18 protein-coding genes and 1 pseudogene are annotated in these 18,431 nt (G+C 64.7%); 15 read left to right on the top strand and 4 right to left on the bottom strand.

All coding sequences use genetic code 11. From position 1 onward, the window contains the following. From ACESNG_RS20095 to ACESNG_RS20025, 15 genes and pseudogenes are all read left to right on the top strand, one after another. Positions 1-202 (top strand): annotated as a pseudogene (locus tag ACESNG_RS20095) (hypothetical protein); the annotation flags it as partial. After that, positions 202-1,716: an ATP-binding protein gene (locus tag ACESNG_RS20090; protein WP_373070554.1), complete on the top strand. Its 1,515-nt coding sequence runs from the start codon at positions 202-204 to the stop codon at positions 1,714-1,716. The pseudogene ACESNG_RS20095 and the gene ACESNG_RS20090, both read left to right, overlap by 1 nt. Further along, complete coding sequence (locus ACESNG_RS20085) at positions 1,713-3,029, top strand: sigma-54-dependent transcriptional regulator (protein ID WP_373070552.1); 1,317 nt, start codon at positions 1,713-1,715, stop codon at positions 3,027-3,029. The genes ACESNG_RS20090 and ACESNG_RS20085 overlap by 4 nt, the downstream gene beginning before the upstream one ends. 190 nt (positions 3,030-3,219) lie before the next feature. Further along, entirely contained in the window at positions 3,220-3,633 is a 414-nt protein-coding gene (locus ACESNG_RS20080; RefSeq protein ID WP_373062922.1) for a response regulator, read from the top strand. Positions 3,634-3,971: 338 nt separating this feature from the next. Next, positions 3,972-4,412, top strand: coding sequence for a MerR family transcriptional regulator (locus ACESNG_RS20075; RefSeq protein WP_373070550.1), 441 nt, complete (start codon positions 3,972-3,974; stop codon positions 4,410-4,412). 117 nt (positions 4,413-4,529) lie between these two features. Then, positions 4,530-6,137 carry a phosphoglycerate dehydrogenase gene (gene serA / locus ACESNG_RS20070; RefSeq protein ID WP_373062918.1) on the top strand — a complete coding sequence of 536 codons (1,608 nt, stop codon included), beginning with the start codon at positions 4,530-4,532 and terminating at the stop codon, positions 6,135-6,137. An 11-nt stretch (positions 6,138-6,148) separates the two neighbouring features. Further along, on the top strand, positions 6,149-7,540 hold the full coding sequence (locus tag ACESNG_RS20065; RefSeq protein ID WP_373062916.1) for an FAD-binding oxidoreductase: 1,392 nt from the start codon (positions 6,149-6,151) through the stop codon (positions 7,538-7,540). Next, on the top strand, positions 7,537-8,235 hold the full coding sequence (locus tag ACESNG_RS20060; protein ID WP_373062914.1) for an HAD-IB family phosphatase: 699 nt from the start codon (positions 7,537-7,539) through the stop codon (positions 8,233-8,235). The genes ACESNG_RS20065 and ACESNG_RS20060 overlap by 4 nt, the downstream gene beginning before the upstream one ends. A 6-nt stretch (positions 8,236-8,241) precedes the next feature. Next, entirely contained in the window at positions 8,242-9,342 is a 1,101-nt protein-coding gene (locus ACESNG_RS20055) for an alanine--glyoxylate aminotransferase family protein (protein WP_373070548.1), read from the top strand. A gap of 232 nt (positions 9,343-9,574) precedes the next feature. Continuing rightward, on the top strand, positions 9,575-10,309 hold the full coding sequence (locus tag ACESNG_RS20050) for an SDR family NAD(P)-dependent oxidoreductase (RefSeq protein WP_373070546.1): 735 nt from the start codon (positions 9,575-9,577) through the stop codon (positions 10,307-10,309). A gap of 42 nt (positions 10,310-10,351) precedes the next feature. Further along, entirely contained in the window at positions 10,352-11,209 is an 858-nt protein-coding gene (locus ACESNG_RS20045) for a replication initiator protein A (RefSeq protein ID WP_373057879.1), read from the top strand. Positions 11,210-11,293: 84 nt separating this feature from the next. Then, positions 11,294-12,904, top strand: a complete 1,611-nt coding sequence (locus ACESNG_RS20040) for a S41 family peptidase (protein WP_373057877.1) — start codon at positions 11,294-11,296, stop codon at positions 12,902-12,904. A gap of 72 nt (positions 12,905-12,976) precedes the next feature. Then, complete coding sequence (locus ACESNG_RS20035; RefSeq protein WP_373057875.1) at positions 12,977-14,056, top strand: hypothetical protein; 1,080 nt, start codon at positions 12,977-12,979, stop codon at positions 14,054-14,056. Between the two features lie 6 nt (positions 14,057-14,062). Next, complete coding sequence (locus ACESNG_RS20030; RefSeq protein ID WP_373057873.1) at positions 14,063-15,145, top strand: SPFH domain-containing protein; 1,083 nt, start codon at positions 14,063-14,065, stop codon at positions 15,143-15,145. Continuing rightward, complete coding sequence (locus ACESNG_RS20025; protein ID WP_373057871.1) at positions 15,142-15,357, top strand: hypothetical protein; 216 nt, start codon at positions 15,142-15,144, stop codon at positions 15,355-15,357. Before ACESNG_RS20030 ends, ACESNG_RS20025 begins: the two co-directional genes overlap by 4 nt. A gap of 855 nt (positions 15,358-16,212) precedes the next feature. On the opposite strand, the gene ACESNG_RS20020 is transcribed toward ACESNG_RS20025, so the two are convergent. The 4 genes from ACESNG_RS20020 to ACESNG_RS20005 form a co-directional block, all read right to left on the bottom strand. Next, positions 16,213-16,773 (bottom strand): hypothetical protein, encoded by a 561-nt coding sequence (locus ACESNG_RS20020; RefSeq protein ID WP_373065382.1) that lies wholly within the window; start codon positions 16,771-16,773, stop codon positions 16,213-16,215. A gap of 267 nt (positions 16,774-17,040) precedes the next feature. Beyond that, the gene (locus ACESNG_RS20015; protein ID WP_373065380.1) at positions 17,041-17,352 is read right to left on the bottom strand and encodes a DsbA family protein; all 312 of its coding nucleotides are present in this window, start codon (positions 17,350-17,352) and stop codon (positions 17,041-17,043) included. A 313-nt stretch (positions 17,353-17,665) separates the two neighbouring features. Beyond that, positions 17,666-17,887 carry a YceI family protein gene (locus ACESNG_RS20010; RefSeq protein ID WP_373070544.1) on the bottom strand — a complete coding sequence of 74 codons (222 nt, stop codon included), beginning with the start codon at positions 17,885-17,887 and terminating at the stop codon, positions 17,666-17,668. A 6-nt stretch (positions 17,888-17,893) separates the two neighbouring features. Beyond that, the gene (locus ACESNG_RS20005; RefSeq protein WP_373065376.1) at positions 17,894-18,400 is read right to left on the bottom strand and encodes a MarR family winged helix-turn-helix transcriptional regulator; all 507 of its coding nucleotides are present in this window, start codon (positions 18,398-18,400) and stop codon (positions 17,894-17,896) included. Positions 18,401-18,431: the final 31 nt, after the last annotated feature.

Here is an 18,431-nt window from a genome sequence, read left to right as displayed (position 1 = left end):
CAAGAAGGCACCGGCTCAGAAGGTCCCAGCCAGGAAGGCACCGGCCAAGGCCGCCAAGAAGGCACCGGCGAAGCAGGCGCCCGCAAAGTCCGTGAAGAAAGCGCCAGTCAAGGCGGCGCCGAAGAACGCAACCAAGAAGGCGCCTGCGAAAGCCGCCAGGAAAGCTTCCAAGCCCGTGAAGAAGGCCGCGAAGCGCCGGTGATGCCCCGTGACGAGCAGTCGCCGTTCGCTCGGCGGCTGCTCGACGCGCTGCCGCTCACCGTCTGGTCCGTCGATCTCGACGGACGCATCACGGCAGCGAACAGCGCGTGGTCCAAATTCGCGACGGATAACGGAGCGCCCGGTATCGCCACTGAAGCGGCGGTGCTCGGGCGCTCCGTGTTCGACAGTGTCTCCGAAGATCAGTCGCGCGAGCAGATCGAGCGCGCCATGACGCTACTGCGCGAGCGGCGCGTCCCGGTCGTTCGTTGGGAATTTCCCTGCAGCTCTCCCAACGAGGAACGCGTGTTCCTCATGCAGGTCACCGCCATCGACGACGGAACGGAGGTCTCCGGCTTCGTCTTTTCGACGGTGGACATCACGCCCAGCCACCGCTCGCGTGAAGCGCTGATCAACACCGGCATCGCCCTCGCCGAAGCGATTTCTCTCGATCGCGTCTACGAGGAGGTCGCGCACCAGCTGCTCCGTGCCGTGCCCTCCACCGGCTTCGTCATCGCCTTGGCCGACGACGACACCGCCGAGTTCCGCATCACCCACCGGCAGGGCTACGATACGCACACCAGCACGCAGCTGGAAGTCCGCCTGCTGCGCACGTGGCTCGATGCGCTGGCCACTGGCAACGTGACCCGCCAGTCCACCAACGTCGGCCTCGAGATCACCGCCCCGCTGATCACGGCCGAAGGCGTGCTGGGGGCCATCACCCTGTACGCTGAACCGATCGAGTCCGAGCAGGCACTCGAGGAAGCGGAACGCGTGCTTGCCGTGATCGCGGCACAGACGGCCGTCGCCATCGAGCGCGCCTGGCTCGTGCGGCGCGTGGAGTCGAAACGACGACTCGAAGCGATCGGGGAAGTCGCCGCCGGTGTCGCCCATGAGCTGCGTAATCCGCTCTTCGGCATCTCATCCGCCGCGCAGTTGCTGCAGCTCCGATCGAAGGAAGACCCGGTCGTCGCGAAGAACGTCGGTCGCATCCTGCGCGAAGTCGAGCGACTCAACCGCATGGTCACCTCGCTGCTCGATTTCGGCCGTCCCAACGCCGTGCACCTGGTGCCCGCCGATCCGGAAGCCGTTTGGGATGACATTCTCGACGGTGAACGTGCCCGCCTCGAGGCGCGGCAACTCACGATCCGCCGCCTGCGCCCGGAGCATCCGGTGCGCAGCCTGATCGACCTGGAGCAGCTCGGGCAGGTCTGTCGCAACATCCTCGAAAACGCCTGCGACGCCGCCCCCGAAGGCTCGGAACTCACGCTCGTCTCGCAGGTCTCGCCCGCGGGTGGCTGGCGCTGCCGGTTGTCGAATGGCGGGCCCGCCATCCCGCCCGACGTCCTGCCGCACGTATTCGAGTTCTTCTACTCGACGAAAAGGGGCGGCACCGGCATCGGCCTGGCACTCTGTCAGCGCATCATGGACGAACACGGTGGCACGATCGGCATCGACAGCTTGCCCGAGGCGGGCACGACGCTGACGCTCACGCTGCCCCCCACGGCTTCCACGTGACGTTATCCCTGCTCGTCATCGACGACGACGACACGGTGCGTTCGACGCTGGTCGAATTCTTTGAGACCTTTGGTTTCACCGCGCGTGGCGCGTCGACCGCCACCGACGGTCGACGCATGGCAGCGGAACACGCGCCCGACGTCGTGCTGCTGGATTTGCGCCTGCCCGATGCCGACGGCCTGCGGGCACTCGAAGCGCTGCGGGCGGACGATCCCGACCTCGCCGTCATCGTGCTTACCGGCTACGCCGACGTGCGGACCGCCGTCGCCGCAATGCAGCACGGGGCCGCCGACCTTCTCGAAAAGCCGGTCGATCTCGAGCTTCTGGCCGCTTCCGTCTTGCGAGCCGCGGAACGGGGGCGCCTCCGACAGGAAGTCGCCGTGCTGCGTGCTCACGGACGGATTGATACGACACTACCGGCGATGGCACCGACGGTCTCCGATCTGATCGATCTGGCCGCCCGGAACCCCGACGCGCCGATCCTGTTGCAGGGCGAAACCGGCACTGGCAAAGGATACATCGCGCGTCAGATTCACGATCGTTCGGTGAGAAACCAATCACCATTCGTCGAGATCAACTGCGCATCGCTTTCCGCAACCTTTTTCGAAAGCGAATTGTTCGGACACGAACGGGGAGCATTTACCGACGCCCGCCAGGCCAAGCGCGGCCTCCTTGAGGTAGCTGGTGAAGGCACGGTGTTTCTCGACGAAATCGCCGAGCTGCACCCCGAGGTCCAACCACGATTACTGAAGGTGCTGGAGGAGCGGACGTTCCGGCGCTTGGGTGGCACGACAATGCTACGATCGTCGGCCCGGGTGGTCGTGGCCACGCATCAGTCGTTGGCCGACGCCGTCGCCGAGCAGCGCTTTCGAGCCGACCTGTACTACCGACTGCAGGTCCTCACGATCACGCTGCCGGCGCTGCGCGACCGGCAGGACGAAATTCTGACCATGGCGATGGCCATGTTACCCAAGGGCAGTTCGCTCACGAACGAAGCGGAAGATGCGCTGTCCAGTTATCGATGGCCGGGCAATATCCGCGAGCTGAAAAACACCATCTGGCGGGCCGCCATCCTCGCCGAAGGCCGGCCCATTGAGCCCACCCATCTTGGGCTCGCCGAGAGGGCGGACCCATCCGTTCCGCCGCGCGAGCCTACTTTGGGGCCACGCACTTTGGAGCAAGCCGAGCGTGAGGTGATCCGCGAGGCACTCGCGGCAAGCGGAGGGAACCGCACCCACGCCGCCCGCATCCTCGGGATCGCCCGCTCCACGCTGCTTGTGAAGCTCAAGAGCCACCCCGTCGATTTCTCGTAGCGGGAACACCACTGAAATCGCCCCGGCCGAATTTCACTGACCGGAATCAGGGCGACGGTATCCTCGCCGACTGGATTTCAGACAGCGCACACGAACAATTTTGTGATATTCCATTCAGCTAAACGATTGTTGAACAAAGTGTTGAGAAACACCCCATGATCCCGGCCCGCTTCTCGCCGACATAGTCGTCATGATCAAGTTGCCTGACGCTCCGAAGTCCGTATTCATCGTCGAAGATGAACAGTCCATCCGTGACATCCTCGTCGAGCTGTTCGAAGTGGATGGAAATGCCGTGAGTTCAGCCGAGCTGCTCCCCGAGGCGCTCGAACGACTGCGCACGCAGCGTTTTGACCTAGTCGTGACCGACCTCCGGCTGGGCGGCAAGCGCGACGGCGGACTGCAGGTGATGGCACTCGCCGGCATGCTCTCGCCGGATGCCATGGTCCTGGTGCTGACGGCGTATCCAGACGACTCCAATCGCCAGGCCTCGTTCCGCCTTGGGGCGCTGCATTTTCTCGAGAAGCCGGTCGACCTTGCAATCATCGCACAGCACGCCGCAACCGCTGGAGTGCGTTCTGCCTTTGCGCCGGCAATCCGCGAGTAAACAATTCACGCGTATCCGATTCGGTAGGGTAGGTGCGGTCACGCGACTGCGCCGGCACAATCGTCAAGTCGTTCCGGTGGGTGGTGGGTGATACTGGGGAGTGTCACACGGGCGGCTTGGCGAGTCGGCGCAGTCGCGTGATCGACGTTGAAGCACCCGTGCGGAGTTCGGCATCTGTCGCCGGCGAAGTGATGGCAGCACACCGCCACGATCCGGCGTATATTGCCCTCCCCATGGCCGAGTCTCCCGTTCCACTTCTACGCGCTCACGCGCGAAATGCCCCGTGGAATGCCCGCGGGCTCGCGGCGCATGCCGCCGCTCTGGTGGATTCTGCCGGAATGAAGCCCACGAACGCGTCGGCGCGGGCCACACCCAGCGCGCGCGCCGTGCGCTTCTACGTCGCCAATGGGCTGCTCGATCGACCGGAAGGTGCGGGCACAGCCGCCACGTACGGCTATCGGCACCTGCTGCAGCTGCTCGCCATCAAGATCCGTCAGCGCGAAGGACAAACGCTCGACGCGATCAAGAAGGAAATGCGGGAAGTCACCGGCGATGCACTCGAACGGCGCGTCGCCGCGTCACTCGCGCCGGCGCTCACGTTGCAGATGGATTCCACGGCGCCGAAGCAGAATGGCGTGGCCAGCTGGCGACACGTGCCGATCGCCGACGGCGTCGAGTTGCACGTGCGGGATGACTCCCCGGCCGCTCGCGACGACTTGCTCGTGGCCCTCCGCGACATGCTTCGCCAGACGCTCGGCCGGAACGACTTCGGGACCTGATGCACGGCGCTCGTTGTTGATCCGGCAAGATTGCAACCAATTCCCCGTCGTCTTCTCCGCGTCGTGTGATGCCTGTCCGGGCATCTCACGACGCGCTGTCTCCTTTGGTGTGTACTCATGGCATATCGCGTTCTTGTCACCGACGATGTCGATCCGGAAGGACTCGCCCTGCTCGCGGCCGAGCCCGAGCTACTCGTGGACGAGGTACCCACGCTGCCGAAGGATGAACTGCTGCAGCGCATCGGCGACTACGACGCCATCGTCGGACGCAGTGCCACGAAGATCTCGGCCGAGCTGCTGCGCGCTGCGAGGAAGTTGCGGGTCGTGGGGCGAGCTGGCGTCGGCGTGGACAACATCGCACTCGATGTCGCCACCGAACTCGGCGTCGCGATCATCAATGCGCCCGCTGGCAATACCGTTGCTGTCGCGGAGCTGTTCTTCGGCACCGTCATCGGCCTGCTGCGCCAGCTGCCGGCGGCGACGCTCTCCATGCAGAACGGCACGTGGGATCGCTCGAAGCTCATGGGCCGCGAACTCAAAGGCAAGACCCTGGGCATCGTCGGACTCGGTCGCATCGGCAGCGAAGTCGCTACGCGTGCGCATGCCTTCGGCATGACCGTGCTGGCATTCGATCCGTACATCGCTGACGAACGCTTCACGGCGCTACGCGTGCGTCGTGCGCCGTCCCTCGAGGCGCTGATCGCCGAGAGCAACATCCTCACCATGCACGTGCCGCTCAACGACGAGACGCGTGGCATGATCGGCAAGCGGGAACTGGGCCGTCTGCCTGCCCGCTCGATCGTGGTCAACATGGCGCGCGGCGGTATCATCGATGAGACGGCGCTGCTGGCCGCCCTCGAAGCCGATCAGCTGCGCGGCGCCGTGCTCGACGTGTTCGTCGCCGAGCCGCTCGCCGTCGATTCACCGTTGCGCACCGCGCCGAACTTGCTGCTCACCCCGCACCTCGGCGCCAACACGGTCGAAGCGCAGCGCAACGTATCGCGCGATGTCTGTCTCGCCGTGCGCGACGCGCTGCTGCGCAACGATCTGTCCAAGTCGATCAACGTGGCGGGCGGGTCGGGCGAATGGGGAGACCTGCAGCCTGCGATGCTCGTGGCGCGTCGCGCCGCCGCCGTGGCCCGCGCCGTACTTGCCGATCAAGGCATGCGTGCCGTGCGCCGGTTGGCCCTGCGTATCGGTCCCGATCTCGCGCATGGCGCCGGTCCGCTGCTCGCCGCGGCCGCGGCCGGTGTATTGGAAGGAATCATTGAAACGGACCGACTCAATCTCATCAACGCGCGTAGCCTCGCCGAAGCACGCGGCCTCGAGCTGTCGGTCGGTGAGTCCAGCGAACTCGGACATCCGCGTGCCATCGAAGTGGCGCTCGCCGGCGGCATGCAGCAGCTGTCCGTGGCCGGCGCCGCACCCGAAGGCAGCAAGCCGCGCCTCACGCGGATCGGTCAGTTCCACGTCGACGTGAATCCGCGACAGACGCTGCTTATCCTCACCAATCACGACGTGCCCGGTGTCATCGGTCGCGTCGGTACGCTGCTGGGCGAGCGCAAAGTCAACATCGCCGAGTATCACCAGGCGCGACTGGCCCAGGGCGGCGACGCACTCGCGGCAATCTCCGTGGACGGCACCGTCAGCGAAGAGACCCGCAAGGCGCTCCTCGAGTTGCCGGATGTCCTGACCGCCAGCGTCGCGCACTTCGGCGCCGAGTAGGCGAGCAACCCATGACTACCGCCAGCGACAGCACGACTGTCGATATCGATATCCGTCGGGGGTTTGCGCGCGACGCATCGGGACTCGAAATGATCCCCGATGCCGTGGCGCGTCCCACCGGCATCGAGGAAGTTGCGGAGCTGCTGCGCGAGGCCACGTCGACGCGGACCGCGGTGACGCCGGCCGGATGGCAGTCGAGCACCACAGGGGCCTCGATCACCGATCACGGTCTCCTGTTGTCGTTGCGCGGATTGGCGTCGATCGGCGACGTGGACACCGTCACGCGCAGTATCCGTGTGGGGCCAGGCGCGATCGTGGCGGATGTGCGCCGGGCCGCTGAAGCGGCCGGTCTGCTCTTCACCCCCGACCCGACCAGCGAAGAGGAGTCCACCATCGGCGGTGCGATTGCGTGCAACGCCTCGGGTGCGCGCTCACTGCGTTACGGGGCCACTCGGCCGCACGTGCGAGCGATCACCGTGCTGCTCGCCAGTGGCGAACGACTCGACCTGCGTCGTCCACAGCTCGAAAAGAACACAGTTGGCTATCCCATCGCTCACGATCCGGTCGATTGGTTCGTGGGCAGCGAAGGTACCCTCGGTGTGGTCGTCGAGGCCGAACTCGCGCTGCATGCGCTTCCGCCGCAGGTGCTCGGTCTCATGATTCCGTTCGAGCGCGAACGCGACGCGCTGGCCTTCGTGGTGTCGGCGCGCCGCGCCACCGCCGTCCATCCGCGCTGTCTCGAGTTTTTCGATCAGGGCGCGATGGATATCGCGCGCGCGTCGGAAGGCAGCACGGGTTGGGCGACGAACGCCACGGCAATGGTATATGTCGAAGAAACGGGCGCCGACGAATCACAACCCGATGATGAACTTCCGCTCGAGGCGTGGCTCGAGCTGGCCGACGCGCACACCGCGCTCAGCACCGACATCCGCGTGTACGATTCGGCCACGGCGCTGCGCGACGCGCGTCATCTGCGACATGCAGTACCGGCCACGATGAACGAACGCGGCGCCGTTCGGCGACCGTTCGGCGGGCGCAAGGTCAGCACCGACTGGGCCGTTCCCTATCCGCGGCTCGCCGAAGCGCTACAGCTCGCGCGGCGCTTCGCCGCCGACGCCGGCGTGACGTCAGGCATCGCCTACGGACACGCCGGCAACGGACATCCGCATCAGAACTTCATCGCGCAGGATGCCGACGAGTTGCATCGCATCGAGCGTGTGGTCGAGGCCACGTTGCGCGAGGTGATCGCGATGGGCGGCACCGTGGCCGCCGAACATGGCATCGGTAAACTCAAACGCCGCTGGCTGCCGATGCAGGCCAGCCCGGCACAACTGCGCGTGATGCAAGCAATCAAGCGCGAGTTCGATCCCCTCGGTCTGCTGGCGCAAGGCAACGTGTTGTGAACACAACGACAATCTCTCCGCCGGTCGACCTGCGCCGTCCGCGATTCAAGTCGGTCATCTTCGACGTCGACTCCACGGTGTGCGCGATCGAGGGCATCGACTGGCTGGCTGCGCGACGGGATCCCGATATCGCGCGCGAAAGCGAAGCGCTCACGGCGCAGGCCATGGCGGGGGAGCTCCCGATCGAAGCGGTGTATACGCGGCGCCTCGAGCGCATCCGCCCGACCGCCGGCGAGCTGATCTCGCTGGCCGAAGCGTACCGTGAGTCGTTGCAACCCGGCGCGCAGGAGCTGATCACGCTGCTGCAGCGTGCTGGCTGTCAGGTACACCTGCTCAGTGGCGGACTCCGCATCGCCATCGTGCCGATCGCGCTGCAGTTGGGTGTGCCCACCGATCGTGTGCACGCCGTCTCGCTCATGCGCGACACCGACGGTACCATGAGTCTGCTCGATGGCGATCAGCCGCTCTCCACGCAGCGCGGCAAGCCGCTCACCGTGCAGCGCCTTGCGTTGGCCACGCCGACGGTCATGATCGGCGACGGCTCCACCGATGCGGTCGTGCGCGGTGTCGTCACGGAGTTCATCGCCTACACCGGCGTCGCGCGCCGCGAGAATGTGGTGGCCGTGGCCGACGCCGAAGCCGACAGCTTCGCCGCCCTGTATCCATTGCTCTTTCATCCCGCCTCGTCGAGGTAAGGCGTCATGTCCGACTTCGGTACGTTCTTCCTTCCCGGGCCCACCGAGGTACGGCGCGAAGTGCTCGAGGCGATGCTGGCGCCGATGCTGCCGCACCGCGGCGCGGTCTTCGAAGCACTGTTCGCTCGCATTCAGGATGGCCTGCGTCCGATTTTCCGGACCACTCGTCCGGTCTATGTCTCGAGTTCGTCTGCCACCGGTCTCATGGAAGCGGCGATCCGTTGCGCGGCACCGGGTCCCATTCTCTCGATGGTCAACGGCGCCTTCAGCGAGCGCTTCGCCAACATCGCGCGCGCCTGCGACCGCGAAACGCACGTCATCGGTGGCGATTGGCATCAGGCCGTCTCGCTCGATGTCGTCGAGCGCGCGTTGCGCGAGCAGAAGTTCGCCGCGATCACCGTCGTGCATTCGGAAACGAGTACCGGCACACTGACCTCGTTACCGGAGTTGGCGGCACTCGCGCACGAGTACGGCGTTGCCGTACTCGTCGATTCCGTGACCGGCCTCGCCGGTATGCCGGTCGAAACCGATGCCTGGGATCTCGACTTCGTCCTTACGGGATCGCAGAAGGCGCTCGCGCTTCCGCCCGGCCTCGCGTTCGGCGTCGCGTCCAAGCGCTACATCGAGCAGGCCGCGAACGCCACCGCGCGCGGTCTTTACTTCGACTTGGTCGAGTTCGAGGAGTTCGTCCACAAGAACCAGACGCCGAGCACACCGGCGATCTCGTTGTTGTACGCCACGGCCGTACAGGGCGAGTACATTGCGCGCGAAACGATCGAAGCGCGCTGGGCGCGTCACACCGAAATGGCGAACATGACGCACAGTTGGGTTCGACAACTGCGCGAAGACACCGGCCAGGCATTCTGCGTGTACGCCCCCGAGCACGCACGCAGCGGCACCGTCACGGCAGTCGCGCTGCCCGCCACGCTCAACGGCGACGACATCGTGAAGGGCGTCGCCAAACGCGGCTTCGTGATCGGCAGCGGTTATGGCAAGCTGAAAAGCAGCACGTTCCGTATCGGCCACATGGGTGATCACACACCAGATCGCCTCGCTCTCTGCCTCGAAGCAACGGCTGATACCATTCGCGAGTTACTGGCCAAGTAGGCGGCAACAGCAACAGCAGCAGCAACAGCAACAGCTGGAACACGGATGACACCGATTGACGGAAACAGCACGGGATAAGATAAGAAGCGCCGCGCTGTTCATCTTATCAGTGTTGTTTCCGTGCAATCCGCGTGCTCCGTGTTCTGGCTTTTTTCTTTTGTCGTTTATTTTTTTGTTTGCTTTTCGTGTCTACTCCGCCGTCTCTTGCCTCCCCGGCCCCCACGAACATCCAATGACCAACGCACTCGATTTCAGCGGCAAGCTCATCGTGATCACGGGTGTCGGTCGGGCCGGTCAGGTTGGTGAGGCCGTCGCGCTCGCCTTTGCGCAGCGCGGTGCTACACTCGCCTTGCTCGATGTACAGCCTGCAGAAGTCGAGGCGCGCGTGGCGTGGCTTACCGAACAAGGCTTCGCCGCGACCGCACACGTCGCCGATCTGGCCGATGCCGACGGCGCCAAAGTCGCCGCCGATGATGTCGTTGTGCATACGAGAGCGCAGTTTGGCGGACAGGTACACGCCGTGATCTGTGCGGCGGGTGGCTTTGGCATCACCGGCCCGATCAGCGATGCCGACCCCGCGGCTTGGAGCAAGCAGTTCATGATCAATCTCGAGACCGCTTTCGCGGCCACGCGCGCGTTTCTGCCCGCCGTGCGTGCCGCGAAGGGGAGCTTCGTGTACTTCGGCTCCGTCGCCGCGCTGCCCGGTGGTGCGCCGAAGGGCATGGCCGCCTATGCCGCGGCCAAGAGTGGCGTGCTCACACTCATGCGGGCCGTCGCCGCCGAGGAGAAGCCGTATGGCGTCCGGGCCAATGCCGTGGCACCGACCGCCGTCCGCACCGCCGCCAATCTTGCCGATATGGGCGACAAGATCGAGTACGTCGATCGCGAGTCCGTCGCCGACGTCATCGCCTTCCTCGCCAGTCCGCTGGCACGAAACGTCTCCGGACAGGTCCTTACACTGGCCTGAAGACTGGCGCCGGTACCGTTGAGGGGACAGCTTACTCCTCCGATGACACTCGCTGCACGCAAGCGCCCGGCCGTGCGCGGGGTGATCCTCGATCGTTCCCTCGAGGAACTCCCGCTCTTTCGCCTGAGCGATTCCGCCGACGATACACCCGTGTCGTTCTCGACCGAGAACGGTGGCCGGTGGCGTGTCATCCCGGCGCCCGGTGATCGTCTCCCCGGCACGTTCGATCAGGATGTGTATGTCGAGCTGTTGCATCGTTACAACGAGGCCGGCTCGCCTGCGGACGGCGCGATCACCTTTACACTGCATGCCTTCCTGCGCTCCATGGGGCGTCGCGCCGATGGCCGCACCTACGAGCAGCTGCGCGCCGCGCTGTCGCGTCTCGAACGGACCACGCTTGAATCCGTGGGGGCGTACTGGTCGGCCCAGTCGGCGCATGCGGACATCACCTTCACCGTACTCAGTACGGTGTCCGTGCAACGTCGACGCGTGGCCGATCGCGAGCAGCTGCACCTGTTCGGCAATCTCGCCGCTGGTGAGCCGGGCGATGCCCGCGTGACCCTGTCCGCCACGCTCCGCGCCAATCTGGCGGCCCGCCATACGATTACCCTGTCGGCGGCGCGGTACCACGCCCTGTCGTCGCCCGTGGCCCGGCGCCTCTACCGCATGCTCGAAGTCGCCCGGTCCGATGGCCGACTCTCCTGGCGCGTGCCGTTGGAACGGCTGGCCGAGCAGCTCCCGCTTACACAACGGTACCCTTCGCACCTCCAGCGCGTCTTACAACCAGCGCACGAAATGCTGCTCAGTGCCGGCTTGGTGCGCGATATCGCCGTTCGGCAGTATGATCGGGTCTGGAGCGTGGACTACGTCCTCGGCCCCCGTCCCCGCGAAGAGACCTGACGGCCACGTACTGGAACAGCGGCTGTCGGCAGGCGTACGTATTTCAGAGAGTTCTTCTCGGCCCCTCCTTATCAGAGCAACCGCATGACACGCACCCGTAAGGCCGCCTTGGCCAGCCTGATCCTCCTCCCCGTGCTCGCCGGAGGCTTTGCCCTGCAGGCGCGTTCCACGCGTGGCGGTGCTCAGCTCCTCGACCAGGTGCTGACGTTCGTCGCCCTGCGGTACGTGGACACGCTCGACGCGCAGCTGCTCTACGAAAAGGCGGCGCGCGGACTGGTGAAAGAACTCAACGACCCCTACACCGAACTCTTCACCCCCAAGCAACTCGAAGAGTTCTCGCGCAATACCAACGGGCGCTATGCCGGTATCGGCATGCAGATCGTGAAGAGCGGCGACTTTGTGGTCGTGGACAAGGTGTTCCCGAACTCGCCCGCCGAGGGCGGTGGGGTGCAGGAAGGCGACAAGATCATGATCATCGACACCACCAACGCGCGTGGCTTCAACACGCAGCAGGTCCAGAACAAGCTGCTCGGTCCCGTCGGTACCCCGGTCACCGTGACCTTCGGCCGCATCGGCATTGGCCAGCCCATCAAGATGAGCTTCAAGCGCGCCGAGATTCACGTGCCGGCCGTGTCATACGCTATGATGATCGACGACCGCACCGGCTACGTGCCGCTCGCGCGCTTCTCCGAGCAAACCACCGAAGACATCGCCCGATCGGTCATGGACCTCACGAAAAAGGGAGCCAAGGGCATCGTCATCGACATGCGCGGCAATCCGGGCGGCATTCTCGACGAGGCGTTCTCGATGTCGAACCTGTTTCTGCCCAAGGGCAAGGAACTGCTGTCGGTGCGCGGCCGTGGCGACTTCCAGAAGTTCGTGGCCGAGCGCGATCCGCTCGCCCCTGACGTGCCGCTGGTGGTGCTGGTCGACGGCGGCTCCGCCTCGGCGTCCGAGATCGTGGCCGGCGCCCTGCAGGATTACGACCGCGCGCTGGTGCTGGGCACCACGTCGTTCGGCAAAGGCCTCGTGCAGTCGGTCTATAATCTCGACGGCGGCTACGCGCTCAAGATCACGACCGGCAAGTGGTACACGCCCTCAGGCCGCTCAATTCAGAAGGAGCGCAAGATCAACGCCGAAGGACAGTTCGCCGAAGTACTCCCCGACTCCATGGAGACCGACTCCGTGCGGAAGGCACGCCCGACCTACAAGTCGGCGAGCGGCCGCACGCTGTACGGCGGCGGTGCCATCACGCCCGACGTGATCGTCGCGCCTGATACCCTCTCCAGCGCCGAGCAGGCGTTCCGTCGCGCCATCGCGCCCAGCTTCCAGAAGTACTTCAACCACATCGCGGTCATCGCCGAAGGCCAGAAGGGCAAGGTGAAGCCCGACTTCACGGTGAACCCGGCGTGGCGTGAAGAACTGTACGAGAAGCTGGTCGCCGACACGGTCAAGATCGACAAGGCCATCTGGGACGGCGGCGCAGCGGATATCGACCGCGCGATCGAAGACCGGGTGGCCAAGACCGCCTTCGGCGATACGCTCGTCCGTCGTCGCACCCTCAAGGACGACAACCAGCTTCGTGCCGCGATCGACCTGCTCAAGAAGGCCACAATCCAGAAGGACGTCTTCACCGCTGCCGGCACCGCGCCGGCCATCACCAAGGCTGGTGTGGCACGTCGCAGGGGCAACTGACCGCCGACCACAGTACCGGTACGTATCTCTACTGAATTGCCGCATGGGCTGAACCTCTCTACGGTTCAGCCCATGCGTATTTTTACCCCCCTCCCGATCCTCGTTGCGGTCGCCAGCCTCGCGGCGGCCTGCACATCGTCTTCGCGCCAGAGCGCCACCCCCAACTCGGCGCCGATGGGTGATGTCATCGCTCCCGACAGCGGCGAATCCCACATTGCGAATATCCGCCAGCTCACCAATGGCGGCGAGAATGCCGAAGCGTATTTCAGCGCTGATGGCCAGTACATCACCTTTCAGTCCACGCGCGACGGCCGCACCTGCGATCAGCAGTACGTCATGCGCCGCGACGGCTCGGGTCTCACCAAGGTGTCCGTGGGCGGGAAGACCACCTGCGGATGGTTCCTGCCGGGCAGCCAGCGCCTCTTCTTTGCGTCCACCCACGCCGCAGACAGCGTGTGCCCGGTGAAGCCGGATCCGTCGCAGGGTTACGTCTGGGGCATCGATCCCTTCGACATTTACACCGTCGGTCGCGACGGCAAGGATCTGAAGCGTCTCACCAATTACGGCGTGTATACCGCCGAGGGTGTGCTCTCACCCGATGGCACGTCGATCGTGTTCACGTCGCTCAAGGACGGTGACCTCGACATCTACACCATGAATGTGGATGGGACCAACGTGAAGCGGCTCACCACCACCCCGGGGTACGACGGTGGTCCCTGGTGGTCGCCCGACGGCAAAAAAATCGTGTATCGCGCGTGGCACTACACCGATCCCGCCGAGCTCAAGGCGTACCAGGATCTACTCGGCAAGCGCATGATCCGTCCCAATCGCATGGAGCTCTTCGTCATGAATGCCGACGGCTCCGATCAGCGGCAGATCACCAAGCTCGGCGGTGCGAACTTCGGCCCGTCGTGGACGCCCGACGGAAAGCGGATCATCTTCTCGTCGAATCATCGGAATCCGCGCAGTCGCAATTTCGATCTGTTTCTCGTTAACGTTGATGGTACAGGTCTCGAGCGTCTGACCACGCACGAAGATTTCGATGGCTTCCCGATGTTCAGTCCCGACGGCAAGTCGCTGATCTGGGCATCGAACCGACACGATGCGAAGCCGGGCGAAACGAACCTGTTCCTCGCCGACTGGAAGAACTGACCGCCCATGCCTGTCCTCCTCATCATCGTAGTCGTCCTGATCGCGGTCCTTCTGATCGCGTCAGTCAAGATCATCGGACAGGCCGAAGTGATGGTGGTCGAGCGGCTCGGTCGCTTCGATCGCATTGCGCGTTCAGGACTCAATCTGCTGATCCCGTTCGTCGAGCGTCCGCGTTCGATCGATGTGCGCTTCATCGAGAATGACGTTGCTGGCGCGCGCCGGGTGATCCAGGGTGCCACCACGCGCATCGATCTGCGTGAACAGGTGCTCAATTTTCCGAGCCAGCCGGTAATTACGAAGGACAACGTGACCATCGACATCGACGCCGTGATGTACTATCGCGTAGCCGATCCGCAGAAGGCCACGTATTCGATTCAGAATCTTCCGTACGCGCTCGAGACGCTCACGCGCACCACACTGCGCAACATCGTCGGCGAGATGGAACTGGACCAGACGCTTGGCAGCCGCGATATCATCAACACGCGGATGCGTGCGACGATCGAAGAAGCGTCGATCGGATGGGGCGTCGATGTCACGCGCGTCGAGCTACAGAGCATCGAACCGCCGCGCGACATTCAGCAGAGCATGGAGTTGCAGATGCGCGCCGAACGCGAGCGTCGCGCCACCGTCACGAATGCCGAAGCGGGAAAGCGTGCGGCGATTCTGGAGTCGGAAGGACAGCGCGAAGCGCAGGTGCGCAAAGCCGAAGGCGAGCGCGATGCGAGCGTGCTTCGCGCGCAGGGTATGGCCGAAGCGCGTCTGGCCATCGCGAACGCCGAGGCCGAAGCGATCGTGCGTATTTCTGCGGCGCTGCCGGAGGGTCAGGCCGCGATGTACTTGCTGGGACTCAAGTATCTCGAAGCGCTACCGCTGCTCACGCAGGGCAAAGGCTCCACGATATTCCTGCCGGCCGAGGCGAGCGGTGTCCTGGGCGCGCTCGGTGGACTGCGCGAGATGCTGAATGCCACGAGCCGCAACAACGACAGCTCGGGCGACGTACCGCGTTCGGCCGGGATGCGCAGCGCCGCGTCGACTGGACTCGGCTATCCAGACGTGCCGAAGTCGTTGACCGACGGCGGCACGACGTGATTTCGCAGGAGCGCGCTGAACGCATCGCGCGCGGCCACGCGTGCATCGGCTGCAACGAGTACACGTATCGCAAGATCACCGTCCGCGCCGCGCTGCCGTCGTTGCGTACGGAGTTCGGCGAGGAGTGGCACGCGTCGCTCACGTGCGGCGTGTGCGGGATACAGCAGGAGCTGGGGATCGACGGGGACGGCGACGTGATTTACGCCGCCTGAGGCGTTTTCAACCGGCGTCGTGCGCCGGGTGTGTGCCGCCGGCGGCGAAGAGTGCGAGCGCCCGCATGAAGTCGGCAGCGGTAGACTGCTCGTTCACCGTGAGCCCTTCCATCACCTGAACGCCTGCGCGATAGTGCGAACGGAGTCGTGGGCCGCGATGCCGCAGGAGATCGTCTCGCGTACCTCACGCGTCAGCGCCCCGACCGCCCGTCGACGCGGTGGTGGCGCAATGCCACCCCGGCCCGCGACCACGCCGAAGATTGAACCGGCATGCTTGTCCAGCGCGCGACCAATCGCGGCAAACGTCTCCCCGGCGGTGAACCGCCGCCATAGCTCGTTCTTCTGCGCGTCACTCAGGCCTGGTCGTCCTGGTCGTCCTGGTCGTCCTGGTCGTCCTGGTCGTGTCATCCTCATGCTCCATTGGCGAGGTGCCCCCACGCAATGCTGCATGGACCCATTGAACCCACCCACACCAGCTCACGCAGAACCCGTCACGCAACAGTCGCCATCAACCCGGTGTCTCGACGTCGTTGACAGGCTCCGCAGGCGAATTATGTCGAGCACCAGTACGAGCGGACGCATAGGGCGACCATGAATCTGACCGCCGGTCCGTCAGGCGAGATCGACGCTGTCTCGCGTATCAGATAAAGCTCGACGGCGTGATCACCCAGCAAGACTTGCGCATGTGCATTTGCTCGAATCGAAACTGGGTGACCAGCCGCTCGATGCGATTGCGGTGAACAGGGCCCCACTGCGTAGCGGCGTCCCGACGGGATCCGTGTGGTGCCGACGGCCATGCTGACAGTATGCAGCGCGCGACGTAGATTCTGATTGAACGCTCTATAACACGCGGTGTCAGCGAACGCCAACGTGAAACCATGTCACCGTTTGCTCACCGTGCACGTTCTCGAGAATCGCCAGCACGCCATCACGACCGGCCGAGACAACACGGGCGTTATCGGGAAGCGCCGTGCGCGCCTCGAGACGACCGGTAGCCGAGTACCGCGTGAGTTGCAGTGACGTATCGCCAGAAAACCCGTCGACCACCCGATAGCCGCGGCCGCCCGCCGGAAAAATCCCGCTGTACGACGGGAGCTGCTCGATCATCGGCTGTTTCAACATGAACTTCACGCTTGCGCGGCGTTGTGCTTCGACCGCCAACTGTGACGACTGCAGCTCGGCAGCCGCTCGATACTGCTCTGCGGTCGGTCGACGGTTGGACATACCGGCGCGAAAGCCGCCGGTCCCCGATCCTGCACCGTTCCACAGTTCAACAAACGCCGAGTCGTCGGTTGCCACGGCACTGGCCTGCCCTGCGGAGGCGAAGTAGGTAAAGCGCCCTAACGTCCGAGGCTCGCCAAGTTGCACGTTACGCAACGTGCCGACCGATTCGCCACGCGCATTGAAGAGGTGCACGCTTCCGTGGTACAGTCTGCGTTCTCCCCCTTCCTTTGGTGCTGCGCGCAATTCGGGCGTGGATGGAATGACCGTGTACCCACCTGGCGAGCAGGAGAGCGACGGTCGCGACTTTTCGACCATCCGGGCCAAAGAAGTAGACTTTGTTGACGCGCGGCGGATGGAATCGCCAGCTCCGGGCGGTCCACTGCTTCCACGCCCTGAGCGTCTGCGGGTCCGGCGTAGGTAAGGCCAAACAGGATCGTGGCAACGCTCGCAAACGGGAGATCATGGATTTCTTTCGATGGCGAGTGAGGTCGATCTTGCGTAGGGGGTGTCTCGCAGTGCCGCGTCCAGCAATTTGTCGAATCCCTGCAACGTGCCGACGTCGACGGCGCGGTCGAGTAGGATGGTCGGAGTGCCGATCACGCCAGGTTCCCGAACCAGTGCTTGTTGAGCCTCCAGTGCTTTTCGGCTGCCGTCGGACTGCAGGCAGCAGCTGAAGGTGAGCGTGTCGCTTATCCCAACCTTGGCCGCGATTACCGTATACGAGCCCAGTCGCTGAGCAAACAGCGCCTGATGAACGCGTCGAACGCCCATTCAACTGCAAGCGATTCCTGCACAGCGGTCCTTCTGCAGGCAGTTCCTCGCAGCCTATCCAGACGTTGCAGTTCCGCGCTGCACTCCGCAACCCGCCACGGGACAAGCACTTCGCCGACGAGCCGCCGGCCTATCCAGACGCCGTTTGACTGCAAGCGCTGCAGCCTATCGTGATTTCGGCCAGAGAGTCGCCAGGGACGTCACCGATCGCCACGCGACAGCCAGGACGCATGCGTTTACTCAGCGCGCGTACGGTCCGCTGCTGATGGCCGTCGTCGCCCACGCGTGGCCGAAACCAGGCACTGTTCGTAGCTTATGGGCAGCTCGCCACGAAGTCGTCGCCGGTGCGATCTGAGATCGTGAGCGCAAACGACGCCTTCGCGTTGGCTCCGATGTCCAAGAAGTCGGCGCTTTCGAGATGACCATCGCGCTGATCGCTCCCCGTGTGCAAGGAGACCACGTCGAGGTCGACGTGCACGGCCTCCACCACGCCACCGTCTTCTTCAATCGTGCCGCTGAACTGCCTTCGACTCATTACTCGTTAGCCGGCGGCGAAGAGTCCGAGCGCCCGCATCAGGTCGGCGGCGGCGACCTGCTTGTTGACCGTGAGCCCTTCCATGACCTGTGTCAGTAGCGCGGCGTGCTCCGGGAAGATCTTCGCGACCAGCGCCGTACCAGCCGGCGTCAGCGCCGCGTAGCGGGCGCGGCGGTCCGCCTCGCACGTGCGCCGCTCCACCAGCCCCTTCGCGGTAAGGCGGTCCACGAGGAAGGTGATGCCGCCGCTGGATACCAGGATACGGCGCTGCACCTCACCCAGCAGCATCGGCCCCCGATGATAGAGCGCCTCCAGGATACCGAACTCGGCCAGCGTGAGCCCGTGACGGCCCACGTCGGCCGACGCGTGGGCGGCAATCGCAGCATGCGCGCGCGACATGATCACCCACAGCCGAAGGGCAGCCGTGGACGCCTCGTCGAGCTGCGGTTCGTGCGATTCGGGGTTGGGCGGCGATTCCGATATCGTGGAATCAACTCGTATACTGATTGCCATACCTTCAAGCCTCTCTTTCCCGGACGTGACG

The organism is Gemmatimonas sp. (genome assembly GCF_041689975.1).
In the GTDB taxonomy this organism is placed as follows: Bacteria; Gemmatimonadota; Gemmatimonadetes; order Gemmatimonadales; family Gemmatimonadaceae; genus Gemmatimonas.
Note: the sequence above shows the minus strand (reverse complement) of the source record. Positions and strands in the feature narration are given on the sequence as shown.